Genomic DNA, 16,118 nt, shown 5'->3' on the forward strand with positions numbered 1-16,118 from the left:
GAGTATCGCTACAGCTGAATATGGCCCACCCCTACTATTTAGCAACTAAATAGTCATTGACCATTCGTTACCCAAGTTAACAAAAAACCGCCAATTTGGGCGGTTTTTTATACATTTAATGCGATTTTTTGATGCTAATTTAGGTTACGTCAGACCTGTATTCCTTTTCAAACATCAGACCAACGGTAAATTCGGATCATCGTTCAAAACGGATTAAGGCAACATTGCGAGATAAGTCGATGGGTTTTTACGTTGACCATCTTTAACTACTTCATAGTGTAAGTGTGGGCCAGTACAACGACCTGTACAGCCCACATTCGCAATATGCTCACCAGCGTCTACACGGTCACCAACACGAGCGATTAAACGTGAAGCATGTGCATAACGTGTGATATACCCGTTACCATGGTTAATTTCAACATATTGCCCATAACCTGTACCCCAACCTGACTTGGTCACAATCCCTGGGCCTGTTGCGTAAATTGGAGTACCACTTGGTGCAGCAAGATCAAGGCCTGAATGACGTTCTGCACGACCATTCATCGTACGACCGCCATAGTTTGAACTGACCCGTGCGCTTGGTAATGGATGTGCAATTAGCCATGAATGAGGGTTGTTTGAAAAACCTTTTGAAGAAGATTCTGAGCCGTATTTTTTAGCCAGGGAAGCATTGTTAAGCTCAACTGTTTTCTCACGGAGCTGCACTGACATTTTCGTTTCAGCAGGAAGATCAATATCATCTGCAGTATAAGCACCTTCTGACAAAGTGCGTGTCAGTTGCTCAATTCGATCCGAAGATGCGTTATTTGTATTGAGCTCAACTAAATCGGCGAAGGCCACAGACGCAGCCGATGCCGCAAAAGAAAAAGCCAACAAAATACGTCGCATATGCATAAAAAAACCTCTTCAAACTGTTCTTACAAACATTTCTTGCGTGATCTCGTCCTTGATATCTACTGAAAAGAACGCATAAGATTAAGACATCAACATGAAGGAAATATGTATGTCCGAACCAGTGAATCTCTTTCAACAAACAAGAAAACACATAAAAACAGGAAACTTAACGTTTCTCTCAAAGCAAGTTGCTGCATGGCAGAAACTCACTAAACTGATCCAACCTATCCTACCGCAACCAGAGCAGTGGCAGGTTGTTTGTTATCAATATGGTATTTTGACGATTACCGGCGAAAATCAAGCGATGATTAGTCAACTTGGTTACCTTCAAAAACAATATATTGCACAACTGTCGCAACTTGACGAGTTTAAGGACTTACAAAAACTCCAAGTTCGTTTGAGAATCCCATCCCAAACACCCGCAAAAATACAATCTATTTCAAGATCGCTCAGCACCGAAACTCAAGATCTAATTCGAGGTGCTGCTGACTTTGTGAGCGACCCTAAGCTTAGCCAAGCAATGCGCCGTTTGGCAAGCAAAAAAAAGTAACCCAGCTTTGAATACGGTCTAAACCCAATTACTTAAATGTGAAATACATCACAATATCAAAAGTTACAATATAACATCACATAGCAAAGACAATGACTTAAGTCACACTCACGTATGGAATTGGACACTGATCTTCGTCATCAAATGTTACAATTTCATAGCTACTTGGGTCACTTTTAACATTGCGTAATAACTGATTATTCAAAGCATGGCCTGACTTATATCCATCAAATTTAGCAATAATTTGGTGACCAAGCAGATAAAGATCACCGACGGCGTCTAATATTTTGTGACGAACAAATTCATCCGAAAAGCGTAAACCTTCTTCATTCACTACACCCGTTTCATCAACCCCAATTGCATTATCTAAACTGGCCCCCAAAGCCAAATTATTGGCCTTGAGATAATCCAAATCCTTCATAAAACCAAAAGTACGGGCTTCACTGACTTCATAAACGAAGGTTTCAGTTGAAAAATCAATAGTGGCTGATTGATATTCTTTCTTAAAGGCGGGGTGATCAAAATCAATAGTAAAATTCAGTTGAAACCCTTTATGTGGGCTGAAAATGGCGCGTTTGTCGTCAATGAGTGCTTCAACAGGCTTTAGAATTTTTATAAATTTTTTAGGGGCATCTAGTTCTTTTAGGCCGCCTTGCATGAGCAAGTAAATGAAAGGGCCAGCACTACCATCCATAATTGGCACTTCAGATGCAGACACTTCAATAATCAGATTATCAATGCCCAGACCAGCTATCGCACTCATGACATGTTCAATGGTACCGACCTTGGTATCCTCTTGAACCAAGTTAGAACACATAAATGCTTCTTGAATTAGCATTGCATTGGCAAGAATGTCTACAGGTGGGTTAAGATCAATACGACGAAATACAATTCCACCGTCCGCATGATGTGGCACAAAGTTAATTAAAACTTTTTGCCCACTATGCAGACCAATACCGCTTGCTTTTACGACACGTTGTAAAGTTCTTTGTTTCAACATGTTTCATATCATCTCACCACTAAACCGCTATACGTTAGCATATTTAGCCATTGATAAAAAACAAAAAGGTAGTCAGAGACTACCTTTTCTTCAAATAATGCGGAATTACCACACGGGCAAGCACTACTTACGTTGTTGATTTTTCAAATAATCTTGAATACTCATTGGTGTTGGGCGCGCCGCACTCACAGCAGATGCAGAATTTGCTGTCGCAGCCGCATCTTGGTTCTGACGCTGGATTGCTGGTACATCATCATCTTCAACTACCGCTTGCGTTGTATGCCCATGTTGTGCTACTTGCACATGTGCATTTGGACGTTTCACGGGCTCAGCAGAATCTGCTGAATTTCGAGTCAAGCCAGTTGCAATCACAGTGACACTGATTTCATCACGCGCATCTGGATCAAATACTGTGCCGTAGAACACTTGGCCTTCGTCTAGATCGACAATTTGGTTCACAACATCGGTAATTTCTTCGATTTCACCAAAGGTGACATCATCGCCGCCCGTTACATTGATCAGAATACCTTTGGCATTCATGATGGTCACATTATCTAGCAACGGGCTACGGATCGCTTGTTCAGCCGCTTGACGTGCGCGGTTCTCACCACGCCCTAACCCAGCACCCATCATGGCATAACCACGTGTGCTCATCGCTGTTTTCAAGTCAGCGAAGTCAAGGTTAATATGACCTGGGCGTACCACCAAATCAAAAATACTACGTACCGCATTAAGAAGAACATCATCGGCTTTTTTGTAGGCATCTTTCATTGAGATGTCACGGAAAACTTTTAACAAGCGTTGGTTTGGAATGATGATTAAAGAATCTACATGCGCTTCTAATGCTTCAATCCCTTGCTCAGCAGATTGAAGGCGACGCTTACCTTCAAAGTTAAATGGTGTCGTTACCACGCCTACGGTTAAGATACCCATTTCTTTGGCAATTTCAGCAACCACTGGTGCTGCACCTGTACCTGTACCACCGCCCATACCCGCAGTCACAAACACCATATCAGTGCCTTCAAGGTGCTGACGAATCAAGTCACGGCTTTCTTCAGCCGCTGCTTGACCCACATTCGGATTGGCACCAGCACCTAAGCCACGAGTACTTTGTTCACCCAACTGGATTTTGAATTGTGCATTCATACGGTCTAGCGCTTGCTTGTCCGTATTGGCACATACAAATTTTACACCTTGAATGTCTGACTCAAGCATGTGTTGTACGGCATTACCACCTGCACCACCAACACCAAACACAGTAAAACGGGCTTGACCGTTGCTATCGGTTTGATCATCTTCTAAAAATTCAAATGAGGCCATGACCTATAGATTTCCTAATTCGTTATTGGCAGTCACTTAAGCCCGTATACTGCCTTGATCTTAATAAACAAAATTGCTTTTAAGCATGCTGTGCAAGCCATAGCTTGTCAAGTTTAAGCGATGCGTTGTACAACTTCTTAACAATATTCCAAAAAAATTCAACTTAAAAAACAGATTTCAGCTTGTCATTGAGTCCAGACCAAGCACGCCCAACGCGTTTGAATAGCGATAGTTTTTCTGTATCTTCAGGCTCAACAATCGTTTCTTGTGTTTCACTTTGACTAAACATCAACAAACCCGCTGCTGTGGCATACTGCGAACGACGTAATGCTGCAATATTTTGCTCGTCTGCTGTCACATGCACAGGCGGATTACCCAAATGTGCTGATACGCCCAACATACGACGTGCCAACGTCACCATGCCTTCAATTTGGTTGGCATCACCGGTTAGGACCACACCATGATACAAACCATGGATTGCACCATTCCGCTCAAGTTCTTGGCGTACTTGACCTAAGATTTCCTCATAACGTGCAACCACAATCTCAGTCAACTCAATACGGCTAATCGTTTGCGGACCATCAATCCCTTGAATCTGAATCATATGGTCTGGTTTAACCGATTTAATATCAACACAACCATAGAGTAGTTTAATTCGTTCCGCTTCTTCAGTGGTTGTTTGTAACACAGCAGCAATATCTCGGGTGACATGCTCACCACCACGCTGTAAAGTATGCGTCAGTGCTAAACGCCCATCTAAATACACCGCAATGTTGGTGGTACCTGCACCAATATCCACTAAACAGACGCCATACTCTTTTTCATCTTTGAGCAGACTTGCTTCTGCCGTTGCCAAACAAGATACGACCAACTTTTCCACCCCGATATTGGCACCTTTAAGTGCGCGATCAAGGTTTTGCATAGTACTAATTGGTAACATCATCAGTTGATAATGACCAATCATACTATGTGCAGACATACGTATTGGGTTCTGTACCCATTCTGGTGAGTCATCTAGCTCAAAGCCCAACGGAACCGCACTGACCAGATAATGATCCGAGGTCATGTGGCTAGCTTTGGCCAACTCTAATGCACGAACCACTTCACTTGTTGTAATTGTATGGTCAGTATTTTCAACTGGTGTTCGTCCCGACGCATAAAAGCTCTTTAACTCTGCACTGGGAATAGATACCCATGCGGAATGGACACGGCATTCGGCCATATCTTCTGCTTCTTGCACGGCATTTTTTATTGCTGTAATGACTTTATCAAGACTTACAATTTTTCCTTTATTCATGCCTCGGTTACGAGCAGTTGCCATTCCTATCACTTGGATATTATCTGGCGCATGTACCTTACCAATCAAAACTGAAACTTTGTGCGTCCCAATGTCAATCGCAACAACTGAGGGAACCGCTTCATTCATTATTTACTACTACCATCACATGTTTGTTTAATTTATGGCTTTATGCCTCTGTTTTAAAGCCAAGTATTATGGCTTTGCTGCCACTCCACCTGCAATGCTTGTGTCATCAATCGTTACAACAAAATGACCATTTGCTATCTTTGGTGCAGCAGTATTCTTCCATTGAATGGCTAAGCCATTCCGATAACGCAAATCAATAGCGGATACTTTGTCCCAAACTGGCTTCAAATCACTTTGAGCCAAATAACTCAAGCGTTGTAGTTTACTCATGGTTTGATCCTGATCTACGATAACACGTAAACCCGAATCGAACTGCATAAACCAAGTCATCCGCTCCGTTAAATATAATTCTTTTAAACGGAGGTTGACTGGTTGGAATAACTGATTAATTTCATTATAACGGCGCATCATCATTTTTGATTGACTGATTGGGCCATGCAATAACGGTAAATTTTGATTATTTTTCGGTGTCACTTCGCTAAACACATCACCACTATCACTTAAGAGACGCCCTGTCCCCCAACGTGCAATAGCATGCTTTGGCATGACACGAACGCGAATCGCATTCGGCCACGCACGCGAAACCACCACACGATCAATCCAAGCCAACTCTAAAGTTCGATCGCGAATGTCTTCTAAATCTGAGGTGAAATAGTTATGGGTGATGGTCGGTGACACATGCCCCATAACCTGACTCTTTTCCGCATCAGAACGCACACCAACCACATCGAGTTCAGCCACACGTGCATCTGTCATGACTTGATATAAGCCATAAATACCAACCAACAAGACCGCTATTGCAACGACCAACATCACCCAACCACCAAAATTCGCAAGCTTTTCCTTACGCGTTGGTGGTTTATCGTGTATCGACGTAATCGCTGCGCGTTTGCGGCGCATAGAAGCTGGTAATTGCGCCATTTAGTGAGTCGCACCTGTCAGTGTTTGCTCTAAAATTTGCACACAAAGCGCATCAAAGCTGTAACCCACTGCATTTGCCGCTTTCGGCACCAAAGAGTGACTGGTCATACCTGGTACAGTATTCACTTCAAGGAGCCAAAAGTTGCCTTGCTCATCTTGCATCGCATCAATACGGCCCCAACCACTTGCACCTACCGCTTGGAATGCACGAAGGCAAAGCGCTTGCAACTTTTGCTCTTCTTCAATGCTTAAACCGCACGGAATTCCGTATTCCACATCATTACGTTGATATTTTGCTTCATAGTCATAAAACGCCACATCCGCAGGCGGTTGCAGGCGAATCACAGGCAACGGTTGACCGTTTAAGAATGAAATGGTGAACTCACGTCCCGTAATCCATTTTTCAGCCATCACCACAGCATCGTGTTGCGTCGCTTTGGCAATTGCAGCCGCCAAATCTTCTGCTTTTTCAACCTTACTCATGCCAACACTTGAGCCTTCATGTACTGGCTTGATAATCAACGGAAGCCCCAAGCTCGCCACCACTTCAGCCAAATCTGACTCTTGGCTAATAATGCGATAAGGTGCTGTAGGTAAGTCTGAACCCTGCCAAACTTGCTTGGTTTTCACTTTATCCATTCCGATTGCAGAACCTTGCACACCAGTTCCCGTATATGGAATATTCAACCACTCCAAGACGCCTTGAATTTGACCATCTTCTCCACCGCGACCATGCAACACAATAAACGCACGATCATACCCCACCAATTCGGTCACACTACGTTCTTGCGGGTCAAAAGCTTCAGCATTCACGCCCGAACGAACCAATGCGTCAAGTACAGCAGTACCACTATCTAGAGAAACCTCACGCTCAGCAGATTTACCACCAAGCAACACAGCAACTTTGCCGAATTTTGAAGCATTTGACACGTTGATATCCTTAAACTTTATAACTGTTTTATTGATTGAGTAATCACAAAGCGTGATTATTTTAAATACAAATGATTGTTTGCCAGCTCAATCGAGATAGCACCCACATTACCTGCGCCTTGCGTCAATAACAAGTCATCTGCTTGTAACACTTTTTTCAAGGCATGTTGCAGATTACCTTCAACGGGATCAATCAAGATCGGCTCTACATCGCCACGTAACCGAATACTACGTGCCAGTGAACGACTATCTGCACCGACAATCGGTTTTTCACCCGCAGGATAGACCTCAAGCAGCAACAACTGATCGACATGTGACAGTACATCCACAAAGTCATCGAAACAGTCACGCGTACGGCTAAAACGGTGCGGTTGGAACATCATCACTAAACGACGGTCTGGATGGCTTGCACGTGCAGCTTTAATGGTTGCTTCGACTTCTTTTGGATGGTGACCATAGTCATCCACCAATTTCACATTGCCACCTTCAATGTCAAATTCGCCCTGTACTTGGAAACGACGACCCACACCGCTGAAACTTTCCAACGCACGAGCAATCGCAGCATCAGATACACCTTCATCGGTCGCAATCCCAATCGCTGCTAGTGCATTTAAAATATTATGCAAACCTGGCAAATTGATGGTTAAACGCAAAGGCTCACGATCTTTACGCAAGACGGTAAAGTGCGACTGCATACCTTCTTGTTCAATATCAACGGCACGAATGTCATTGTCTTCATTAAAACCATAGGTGATCAATGGACGACCAATACGCGGCATGATTTCACGAATGTTGGCATCATCGCCACACACCACAGCCAAGCCGTAAAATGGAAGTTTTTGTAAGAACTGTACAAAAGTATCTTTTAAAACATCGAAGCTACCGCCGTAAGTGTCCATGTGGTCTGCATCAATGTTGGTCACGATGGTGGCCATCGGTTGCAAATGCAGGAATGAGGCATCTGATTCATCCGCTTCAGCCACGATAAAACGACTCGCACCGAGCGCAGCATTCACACCAGTACGGTTCAATAAACCACCAATCACATAGGTTGGATCAAGGTTTTCTTCTGCCAACATACAAGTGACTAGGCTTGTGGTCGTGGTTTTACCATGCGTTCCCGCAACAGCAATCCCATGACGGTAACGCATCAGCTCACCCAGCATTTCTGCACGGCGGACCACTGGTGTACGGGTTTCAAGTGCTGCTTTGATTTCAGGGTTTTCAGCATCAATCGCAGTTGACACCACAATCACGTTGGCACCTTGAATATTTTCAGCCGTATGACCGATATAAACTTTGATGCCATTTTCTTCAAGCTGTGCTGTTGTCTTTGACGCCTTGATATCCGAACCTGAGACTTTATAGCCTTGGTTCTTGAGCACTTCTGCAATACCACACATGCCCGCACCACCAATTCCAATAAAATGGATGTGCTTAATACGACGCATTTCTGGCACTTTAATAAGTTTTTTTGCTTGATCAGCAGGTGTAGATGGTGACATAAAATACTCGGTTTACAATGCTTGAATTAAACGAACCACTTGTTGGGTTGCATCGGGTTGTGCTTGCTGACGTGCTTTCACTGCCATTTCAGACAATAACTGACGGTTCATCAAGGGTAATAATAATTCTTTTAAACTTTCGGACGTCATACTTGCTTGTGGGCAAATTTTGGCTGCACCGATATTGGCTAAAAACTTTGCATTGGCCGTTTGGTGATCATCCACTGCACTCGGCAGCGGAACAAACACTGCAGCCACACCAGCAGTGGCAATCTCAGTCACGGTTAACGCCCCAGCACGGCAAATAATTAAGTCAGCATCGCTATAGGCTTGAGCCATATCTTCAATAAAAGGTTGAACCTCAACTTGAAGCTGTTCAGGTGCATCGGCATAGCGCGCTTGTGTCGCCTCTGCATGGTTTTGACCACACTGATGATAAACGCTTAAAGGCACATTGAGTTGCTTCAAGGCTTCAGGAATGCGTTCATTTAATGCTTGTGCGCCCAACGAACCGCCAACAATTAAGATACGCAGTGGCACGCCAGCTTTTTGACGCTCTTGATAGCGCCAAGACGGATTTAAAATTTCCGTAATTTCTTTGCGGACTGGATTACCCGTGGTCACAATTTTATCTTGTACAGCAAAGGTATTTGGAAAAGCTTGACATACTGTTTTTGCAATACGTGATAGCTGCGTATTGGTAAAACCCGCAATCGCATTTTGCTCATGAATAATCACTGGAATACCCAGTGCACGCGCAGCCAATCCACCCGGTCCAGCAACATAGCCCCCAAAGCCTGCAACCGCATCGACTTTGAGCTGCTTCATATAGCGCATTGCGCTTAGCGTGGCTTTTAAAATTTTAAAGGGTGCCAATACTTTGCGGACTAAGCCATTGCCACGCACACCTTGAATGTCAATTTGATAAATCGGGATATCGTGATTTTTAAGTAGGCGATTTTCCATACCTGTAGGCGTAGCAAGCCATGAGACTTGGCAGCCTTGTTGCTGTAATTCCTTAGCCACAGCAAGTGCTGGAAAAACATGTCCACCCGTTCCGGCAGCCATCATCATTACATGTTTCGGCTTTGTTTGTGTTGCTTCGGTCACAGTCTAATTCTTCAATTCTAAAATATGGAAACAAAATTCAATTTTAAGCGATCAATTGTAATCACAAACGCATAACCGCGAAAGATTATTTACTTTTTTTCAACAGGCATTTGATTGTTTTTTTCTACTGATTTTCGAGTTTAAACTAGATTTGTTATCAGATATACATTTTTACTCAAACTACCACACACATTTAAGCTCGACAGCACCATGTTTTATATCTAAAAATAAAACATTGAAGATGATTTTAATCAATTATTTAATATAACTCTAAAAGAATGGGAACCTCATTTTTAGCAAATAGAAATACCCTCTGAGCTGAAACATTTGAACAGAATGAAAATTTGTAATGCCATGTAGCACTGTGTGATTTATCTTCAACCCAATTTATACACTTTGCGGTAAGCCATGTCCTTATTTCAAAACTTCCCTATTCATTGAAATAAAAAAGGAACCTTTTCAGGTTCCTCTTTCTGTCGATTTAGCTGGCTTTACCTGCTTCCAAGACATCAAATAAAGTATCGGCAATCGAAGTACCAAATTGTGCATCAATCTCACGAATACAGGTTGGGCTAGTCACATTAATTTCGGTCACATAGTTGCCAATCACATCGAGTCCAACAAAAACCAATCCTTTTTCACGTAAGAAGGGTCCCACTTTCGCGGCAATCGCCTTATCATTTTCAGTCAAGGGACGGGCTTGACCCAAACCACCTGCAGCCAAGTTCCCACGCACTTCACCGTTTTGCGGAATACGCGCCAAACAGTAGGGAATCGGTTCACCATTGATCAGCAAGATGCGTTTATCTCCTTCAACAATTTCAGGAATATACCGCTGCGCCATAATCGGACGTGTACCCATTTCAGTCAGCATTTCTAGAGTTGAGCCGATGTTCACACCATCTTGATATAAGCGGAAAATTCCCATGCCACCCATCCCATCGAGGGGCTTCACAATCACATCACCATGTTCTTTGATAAATTCACGGATCAGGCTTTGTTGTGAAGTCACCAGTGTAGGAACTTGAAGTTCAGGGAACTGCGTAGCAAACAGTTTTTCATTACAATCACGTAAGGACTGTGGTTTATTGATAATCCACGCGCCTTCACGTTCCGCTTGTTCCAAAATATAAGTGGTATACACAAAGTTCATGTCGAACGGTGGATCTTTACGCATCAAGATCACATCGTAATCCGCCAAGGACTCTTTTTGTGGTTCGCCCAAATCATAATAATGATCGTAATCTTCAAACACTTTTAAGGGAGAAATCAGACCAAAGGCTTTGCCTTGGTCGATATATAAATCGTGTTGTAATGCATAACCCAGCTCGTGCCCGCGACGGCTTGCTGCCCATAACATTGCCATCGTAGAATCTTTTTTCAGATTCACCGTTTCAATCGGGTCCATCACTACCAGTACACGCATAAGTCTCACGCTCATATTTTTAAAACTTGGCAAAAAGTATAGCGAAGTTTTCAGCTTTGGGCACAACAAGTTGTGTATTAATTAAATATTAAAAAATCTATTTTATTCAATTAGCTACAATACATTAGCATTATTAAATAAATTCAAAGTGCTTACTTGGTGGAAAGAAACAGTAAATCTACTGCTATTTCCACCTTCCTCGCAAATGGCTTCAACTTAAGCCAAAAGGCGTTGAATATCCTGAGCAATTTTTTCAGGTTTAACGATCGGCGCATAACGTTTCACCACCTGCCCTTTTTGATTAATCAGAAACTTGGTGAAATTCCATTTGATCCTTTGGCTGCCTAAAATGCCTTTCGCCTCAGACGTTAAATACTGATACAGCGGATGCGCAGTAGGACCATTCACATCAACCTTAGCAAACATCGGGAAAGAAACCCCATAATTACGCTGACAAAAACTGCCGATCTCTTCATTACTCGCAGGGTCTTGCTGCGCAAATTGGTTACATGGAAAACCTAAAACTAAAAGACCTTGTTGTTGGTAGTCCTGATATAACTGTTCCAAACCTTCAAATTGTGGGGTTAAACCACATTGGCTAGCGGTATTCACCACCAATAAAACTTTGCCCTGATAGTCGGCTAGATTTTTTTGCTCGCCTTCCAACAGCTCGGCCTGAAAATCATAAATTGTCGTCATTACATCTCTTCCATTCATCAAAATATCATTCGTTAAAGTCGCTTCAAGGGTTGACCTATAGCGGCAAATAATATTGCACACAATTAACTTGTGTGCAAGTTTATTACACGCAATATACTTCCACCTCCATTTCATTTATACTGTTTTCTAAATACCAATCCTCAAGGACATGCAACATGGCTGACACCCCACTTTTAGAAAACCGCGTGTGTTTTGCCATGTATTCCGCAACCAATGCCATGGTCCGTCAATACCGCCCACGCCTACAAGCCTATGATCTGACCTATCCGCAGTTTATTGTTTTATTGGCTCTATATGAGCAGGACAATGTGACGTTGACTGAAATTGGACAAAAAACTTTTTTTGACTCAGGCACCTTAACCCCCATTATTAAGAAGCTAGAAGAAAAACAATTTTTAAAGCGTGTCGCAGTCAAGGAAGATGAACGTATGAAAAAAGTCGTGCTTCTGGAAAAAGCACTCCTAGCTAAAGACAAAATTATGGCGATTCCATTTGAACTGGCATGTTCTTTAGGTCTAGATCCTCATGATTTGGCGACTATCCATCAACTGTGTCAGCGTTTTTTAAATGGTTTGGAACAGACCCAACACGCTGGTCGAGATGCTTAATGCAACAAGCGATTATTGGTTTTCATCTCGATGAAGAGCATCATTGGGTAGCTGAGCTTGCCTGCGGTCACACACAGCATGTCCGCCATACGCCACCATGGCAAAACCGCCCGTGGGTACTAACTGAGCACGGACGCCAAGAAAAAATCGGCGTTCTTTTAAACTCTAAGAAATGTCTGGAAAATCCTGTTCAATAACGCTTTTCCAATGTCCTTCTGATTTTAAATTTATTACTTATCAACTAATTAAAATAATTAAACAGCACCTTTAGCCATTCTTTTAAACCCAATCCAATTATGTAGGAAAAATGAATTTTCCACGAAGTCTTGTTCATTTTTAGTAAATGATTATAATTCTCACTTTTATTACCCATTTAATCTCTCTGAGCCTTCCCCATGACCAAACTTCAAGCCTACCCACTCCGTGGCTCCGCTCTATTCAAATATAGCTTACTCAGCTTTATGATTTTAAGTGCACATGCAGCCTATGCAGATGAAGCAACACTACAAAATAATGAGAACCCACCCTCTCAAGCGATGACAAACAAATCGGGCACAGCAGCAGTTCTACCCACCTTAAAAATTGAGGCAATGAGTGAACTTGATCCAATCAAAAGCTATGTCGATTATGATCAGGCCAATGTCACCCGTAATGGTCTAAAGAAAAAAGACATCCCTCAAACCATTGACACCATTGATGTACAGAAATATAAAATCTACGGCTCTAATGACCTCAGTGTGATGCTACAAGGCACACCAGGGGTATCCACCAGCTACGATATGCGCGGTGATGGCATTACCCTTCGAGGTTTCTCTGCCGACTCGGGTGATATTTACCGTGATGGAATTCGTGAAAGTGGTCAAGTCCGCCGTAGCACAGCCAATATTGAACGGATCGAAATTTTAAAAGGCCCTGCCTCGGTGTTATATGGTCGTAGCGCGGGCGGTGGTGTAGTCAACATGGTCAGTAAATACGCCAATTTTGACTCGAAAAGCTCAGTCGGTACCTATGTCGGTTCATATGACACTTATGGCGCGACAGCAGATATTAACCAAGTATTAAATGACAATTGGGCTGTCCGTTTAACAGGTGAATACGGCGAAGCAGATAGTTTCCGTTCAGGCATCGACAGTAAAATTGAGATGATCTCGCCAAGTTTCACGTATAAAAATGATGAGGAAACCCTCACGTGGACCACACAATATACCTATGACAAATTAGGGCGAGTACCTGACCGTGGTCCAAGTTATAGTATCTTGCCTAGTGGAACATCCATTAAAACAGGCTTTGCACAAAATGGCGATTATGTCGACGATGTATTACAAGTCATTCGCTCAGATTTAAGCTATGAATTTGCGCCAAATTGGATTTTCCATTGGGCTGCAAGCTATAGACAAGCAGAACAAAATTTTGATCATTTTTATTTAGGTGGATACTGTGCAACAGCAACTACTGTAATCCGTAATGCAGGTACATGCCAAGGTCATGTAGGTGACATCTCTCAAATTTATTATTGGCAACAAACAGACAATAAAACTACCAGCAACACCTTTGATATTAAAGGTGAATTCAATACAGGATCAATTAAACACAATCTTGTATTCGGCAGTGACTGGAGCTATGAACAACGAGAACCACGTTTAGCCAATACCAACCAAAACGGTTCTGCAATTTATGGTTATGTAGACCCAATCACAGGTGAGCGCCAATCTAGTCGTGGTACAGGCCCACTTAAAATCAGTCAACACAATTATAATCAAGGCACAAGTTTAGGCTTCTTTGCCCAAGACCTAATCAGCTTGAATGAACAATTCAAAATCATGCTTGGTATGCGCTACGACAGCTATGATTTTTCTACCACCAATAAACTACCAAATGTCGCTGCAGATAAACGTAAACGATCTATTAATGATGATTCATTTAGCCCAAATGTCGGCGTAGTCTGGCAACCGAATGAACATCAAAGTCTGTATGCATCATACAGCAAAAGTTTTGCGCCCTTTGGCGGCTCTATGGGTGTCAATCCAATTTCATCAGCAAGCCAAGATATGAACATCTTTAATGCTGAGCCACAATATAACGAACAATACGAAATGGGAGTCAAAAGTGATTGGTTCGATGAACGCCTCAATACCCAGTTCTCTGTTTATGACATTCGTAAAAAGAATATCCGTTACCGTCCAGACCCAGATGTTCCAGACGTATGGGCTGTGGGTGGCGAACATCAATCCAAAGGCTTAGAATTTAGCTTTATTGGTCGCGTATTGGATAATCTTTTTGTCCGTGGTGGTTATGGTTACACCGATGCTCAAGTCAAAAAGGACAAAGAAAAGCCTGAAAATGTAGGAAATACTCTTTCTAATACCTCTAAAAATACAGGCAACCTGTTTGTGCGCTACTTACCTACCGAAAAGCTCTATGGTGAAGTTGGTGTAACGTATGTTGGCTCTTACTATCCAAACATCAACAACTTGACCAAGATGGATGGTTTCAATCGTGTCGATGCTGCCATTGGGTATAGTGCTGATCCATGGAACCTAACCCTAGCTGTCAGCAACCTGACCAATAAAGAATACTGGCGTTCAGACTCTATGCCAGGTACACCACGTAGCTTCTTGATGCGTTTAAACTACCAGTTCTAAACTGCCTTCAATAAAGTTTTAACTCAAGCGGAACAGGTCACTGTTCCGTTTTTTTATGCTTGCCGAAGGACGACTGAGCCAATCCATACACACTTTGAGCCTTTTGTTATAAAGCGCAAGAAACGGATTTTCAGGCCTCACTCGATTTGTTACTGTTTTCTTAAGTTAAATGATTTCCGTGAGTAATCATGACAGAACATACCAACTACACACGTGTGGCAAGGGCGATTGAATACATTGAACAAAACTTCAAACAGCAACCCAGTTTGACCGAAATTGCAGAACACGTACATTTAAGTCCTACACATTTTCAACGCATATTTACCGAATGGGCAGGCGTCAGTCCAAAGAAATTTCTGCAATATATTAGTGTGGAATATGCCAAGTCGGTTTTGAAAAATCACACAGAACATAATATTTTTGCAGCAACCTTTGACACTGGCCTTTCTAGTACCAGCAGATTGCATGATTTATTTGTCCAAATCGAAGGTATGACGCCCGCAGAATACAAACATGGAGGTGAAGCACTCCACATTCACTATAGCTTTGCCGAAACCATTTTTGGCTCAGTCATGATTGCCTCAACCCCTAAAGGCATTTGCCATATGGCCTTTACCGAAACAAATCAAGATGCATTGATCTATCTAAAAACACAGTTCCCACGCGCGACATTTATTGAAGATCAGGATGAATTACAACGTAAAGCGCTCGCAATTTTTCAGCAAGATCAAAACAGCCTATCAGAGATTAAACTGCACCTGAAAGGCACTGACTTTCAGCTCAAGGTTTGGCAAAGTCTGCTTAAAATCCCCATGGGACGGCTCAGCAGTTATGCAAAGATTGCTCAAGAGATTGGGCAAGAACGTGCTTCACGAGCGGTCGGAACAGCCATTGGCAACAATCCTGTTGCCTTTTTAATTCCCTGCCATCGGGTCATTCTGTCTTCAGGGCAACGTGGTGGCTATATGTGGGGAACAACACGTAAAACTGCGATGATTGGCTGGGAAGGTGCGCATAGCCAAACATCAACCGAAAAAGAGAGCGAATAAAAAAAGGAAGCAGTAGC

At 42.7% G+C, this 16,118-nt stretch carries 15 protein-coding genes; 5 read left to right on the forward strand and 10 right to left on the reverse strand.

Annotated features, from left to right (window positions below; translation table 11 throughout):
* Positions 1 to 213: 213 nt before the first annotated feature.
* Entirely contained in the window at positions 214 to 894 is a 681-nt protein-coding gene (locus B9T36_RS14935; RefSeq protein ID WP_086210259.1) for a M23 family metallopeptidase, read from the reverse strand.
* Between the two features lie 109 nt (positions 895 to 1,003).
* On the opposite strand from B9T36_RS14935, the gene B9T36_RS14940 reads away from it, so the two are divergent.
* On the forward strand, positions 1,004 to 1,444 hold the full coding sequence (locus B9T36_RS14940; protein ID WP_086210260.1) for a DUF721 domain-containing protein: 441 nt from the start codon (positions 1,004 to 1,006) through the stop codon (positions 1,442 to 1,444).
* Positions 1,445 to 1,541: 97 nt separating this feature from the next.
* On the opposite strand, the gene lpxC is transcribed toward B9T36_RS14940, so the two are convergent.
* From lpxC to B9T36_RS14985, 9 genes are all read right to left on the reverse strand, one after another.
* Positions 1,542 to 2,444, reverse strand: a complete 903-nt coding sequence (gene lpxC, locus B9T36_RS14945) for a UDP-3-O-acyl-N-acetylglucosamine deacetylase (protein WP_086210261.1) — start codon at positions 2,442 to 2,444, stop codon at positions 1,542 to 1,544.
* Between the two features lie 123 nt (positions 2,445 to 2,567).
* Positions 2,568 to 3,764 (reverse strand): cell division protein FtsZ, encoded by a 1,197-nt coding sequence (gene ftsZ, locus B9T36_RS14950; protein ID WP_086210262.1) that lies wholly within the window; start codon positions 3,762 to 3,764, stop codon positions 2,568 to 2,570.
* A gap of 163 nt (positions 3,765 to 3,927) precedes the next feature.
* Positions 3,928 to 5,190, reverse strand: coding sequence for a cell division protein FtsA (ftsA, locus tag B9T36_RS14955; RefSeq protein WP_086210263.1), 1,263 nt, complete (start codon positions 5,188 to 5,190; stop codon positions 3,928 to 3,930).
* Between the two features lie 66 nt (positions 5,191 to 5,256).
* A complete protein-coding gene (locus tag B9T36_RS14960) occupies positions 5,257 to 6,111 on the reverse strand; it encodes a cell division protein FtsQ/DivIB (RefSeq protein WP_086210264.1) in 855 nt (284 codons plus the stop codon).
* The gene (locus tag B9T36_RS14965) at positions 6,112 to 7,041 is read right to left on the reverse strand and encodes a D-alanine--D-alanine ligase (protein WP_086210265.1); all 930 of its coding nucleotides are present in this window, start codon (positions 7,039 to 7,041) and stop codon (positions 6,112 to 6,114) included. It lies immediately after the preceding gene.
* Between the two features lie 56 nt (positions 7,042 to 7,097).
* Positions 7,098 to 8,546, reverse strand: a complete 1,449-nt coding sequence (gene murC, locus B9T36_RS14970) for a UDP-N-acetylmuramate--L-alanine ligase (protein WP_086210266.1) — start codon at positions 8,544 to 8,546, stop codon at positions 7,098 to 7,100.
* 12 nt (positions 8,547 to 8,558) lie between these two features.
* Positions 8,559 to 9,656 (reverse strand): undecaprenyldiphospho-muramoylpentapeptide beta-N-acetylglucosaminyltransferase, encoded by a 1,098-nt coding sequence (gene murG, locus B9T36_RS14975; protein WP_086210267.1) that lies wholly within the window; start codon positions 9,654 to 9,656, stop codon positions 8,559 to 8,561.
* A 481-nt stretch (positions 9,657 to 10,137) separates the two neighbouring features.
* The gene (gshB, locus tag B9T36_RS14980; RefSeq protein WP_086210268.1) at positions 10,138 to 11,082 is read right to left on the reverse strand and encodes a glutathione synthase; all 945 of its coding nucleotides are present in this window, start codon (positions 11,080 to 11,082) and stop codon (positions 10,138 to 10,140) included.
* A 216-nt stretch (positions 11,083 to 11,298) separates the two neighbouring features.
* A complete protein-coding gene (locus tag B9T36_RS14985; RefSeq protein ID WP_086210269.1) occupies positions 11,299 to 11,781 on the reverse strand; it encodes a glutathione peroxidase in 483 nt (160 codons plus the stop codon).
* A gap of 176 nt (positions 11,782 to 11,957) precedes the next feature.
* On the opposite strand from B9T36_RS14985, the gene B9T36_RS14990 reads away from it, so the two are divergent.
* The 4 genes from B9T36_RS14990 (at position 11,958) to B9T36_RS15005 (ending at position 16,101) form a co-directional block, all read left to right on the forward strand.
* Positions 11,958 to 12,410 carry a MarR family winged helix-turn-helix transcriptional regulator gene (locus B9T36_RS14990; protein WP_086210270.1) on the forward strand — a complete coding sequence of 151 codons (453 nt, stop codon included), beginning with the start codon at positions 11,958 to 11,960 and terminating at the stop codon, positions 12,408 to 12,410.
* A complete protein-coding gene (locus B9T36_RS14995) occupies positions 12,410 to 12,607 on the forward strand; it encodes a DUF3565 domain-containing protein (RefSeq protein ID WP_086210271.1) in 198 nt (65 codons plus the stop codon). Before B9T36_RS14990 ends, B9T36_RS14995 begins: the two co-directional genes overlap by 1 nt.
* A gap of 198 nt (positions 12,608 to 12,805) precedes the next feature.
* Entirely contained in the window at positions 12,806 to 15,052 is a 2,247-nt protein-coding gene (locus B9T36_RS15000) for a TonB-dependent receptor (RefSeq protein WP_086210272.1), read from the forward strand.
* A 188-nt stretch (positions 15,053 to 15,240) separates the two neighbouring features.
* On the forward strand, positions 15,241 to 16,101 hold the full coding sequence (locus tag B9T36_RS15005) for a methylated-DNA--[protein]-cysteine S-methyltransferase (RefSeq protein ID WP_086210273.1): 861 nt from the start codon (positions 15,241 to 15,243) through the stop codon (positions 16,099 to 16,101).
* Positions 16,102 to 16,118: the final 17 nt, after the last annotated feature.

Origin of the sequence: Acinetobacter sp. ANC 4204, assembly GCF_002135205.1 — a bacterium.
Taxonomy (GTDB): Bacteria; Pseudomonadota; Gammaproteobacteria; order Pseudomonadales; family Moraxellaceae; genus Acinetobacter.

What these genes read in the sequence shown, in the direction of transcription:
- B9T36_RS14935 (WP_086210259.1), bottom strand. Translation starts at nt 894, where the DNA reads ATGCATATGCGACGTATTTTGTTGGCTTTTTCTTTTGCGGCATCGGCT.
- B9T36_RS14940 (WP_086210260.1), top strand. Translation starts at nt 1,004, where the DNA reads ATGTCCGAACCAGTGAATCTCTTTCAACAAACAAGAAAACACATAAAA.
- lpxC (WP_086210261.1), bottom strand. Translation starts at nt 2,444, where the DNA reads ATGTTGAAACAAAGAACTTTACAACGTGTCGTAAAAGCAAGCGGTATT.
- ftsZ (WP_086210262.1), bottom strand. Translation starts at nt 3,764, where the DNA reads ATGGCCTCATTTGAATTTTTAGAAGATGATCAAACCGATAGCAACGGT.
- ftsA (WP_086210263.1), bottom strand. Translation starts at nt 5,190, where the DNA reads ATGAATGAAGCGGTTCCCTCAGTTGTTGCGATTGACATTGGGACGCAC.
- B9T36_RS14960 (WP_086210264.1), bottom strand. Translation starts at nt 6,111, where the DNA reads ATGGCGCAATTACCAGCTTCTATGCGCCGCAAACGCGCAGCGATTACG.
- murC (WP_086210266.1), bottom strand. Translation starts at nt 8,546, where the DNA reads ATGTCACCATCTACACCTGCTGATCAAGCAAAAAAACTTATTAAAGTG.
- gshB (WP_086210268.1), bottom strand. Translation starts at nt 11,082, where the DNA reads ATGCGTGTACTGGTAGTGATGGACCCGATTGAAACGGTGAATCTGAAA.
- B9T36_RS14985 (WP_086210269.1), bottom strand. Translation starts at nt 11,781, where the DNA reads ATGACGACAATTTATGATTTTCAGGCCGAGCTGTTGGAAGGCGAGCAA.
- B9T36_RS14990 (WP_086210270.1), top strand. Translation starts at nt 11,958, where the DNA reads ATGGCTGACACCCCACTTTTAGAAAACCGCGTGTGTTTTGCCATGTAT.
- B9T36_RS14995 (WP_086210271.1), top strand. Translation starts at nt 12,410, where the DNA reads ATGCAACAAGCGATTATTGGTTTTCATCTCGATGAAGAGCATCATTGG.
- B9T36_RS15000 (WP_086210272.1), top strand. Translation starts at nt 12,806, where the DNA reads ATGACCAAACTTCAAGCCTACCCACTCCGTGGCTCCGCTCTATTCAAA.
- B9T36_RS15005 (WP_086210273.1), top strand. Translation starts at nt 15,241, where the DNA reads ATGACAGAACATACCAACTACACACGTGTGGCAAGGGCGATTGAATAC.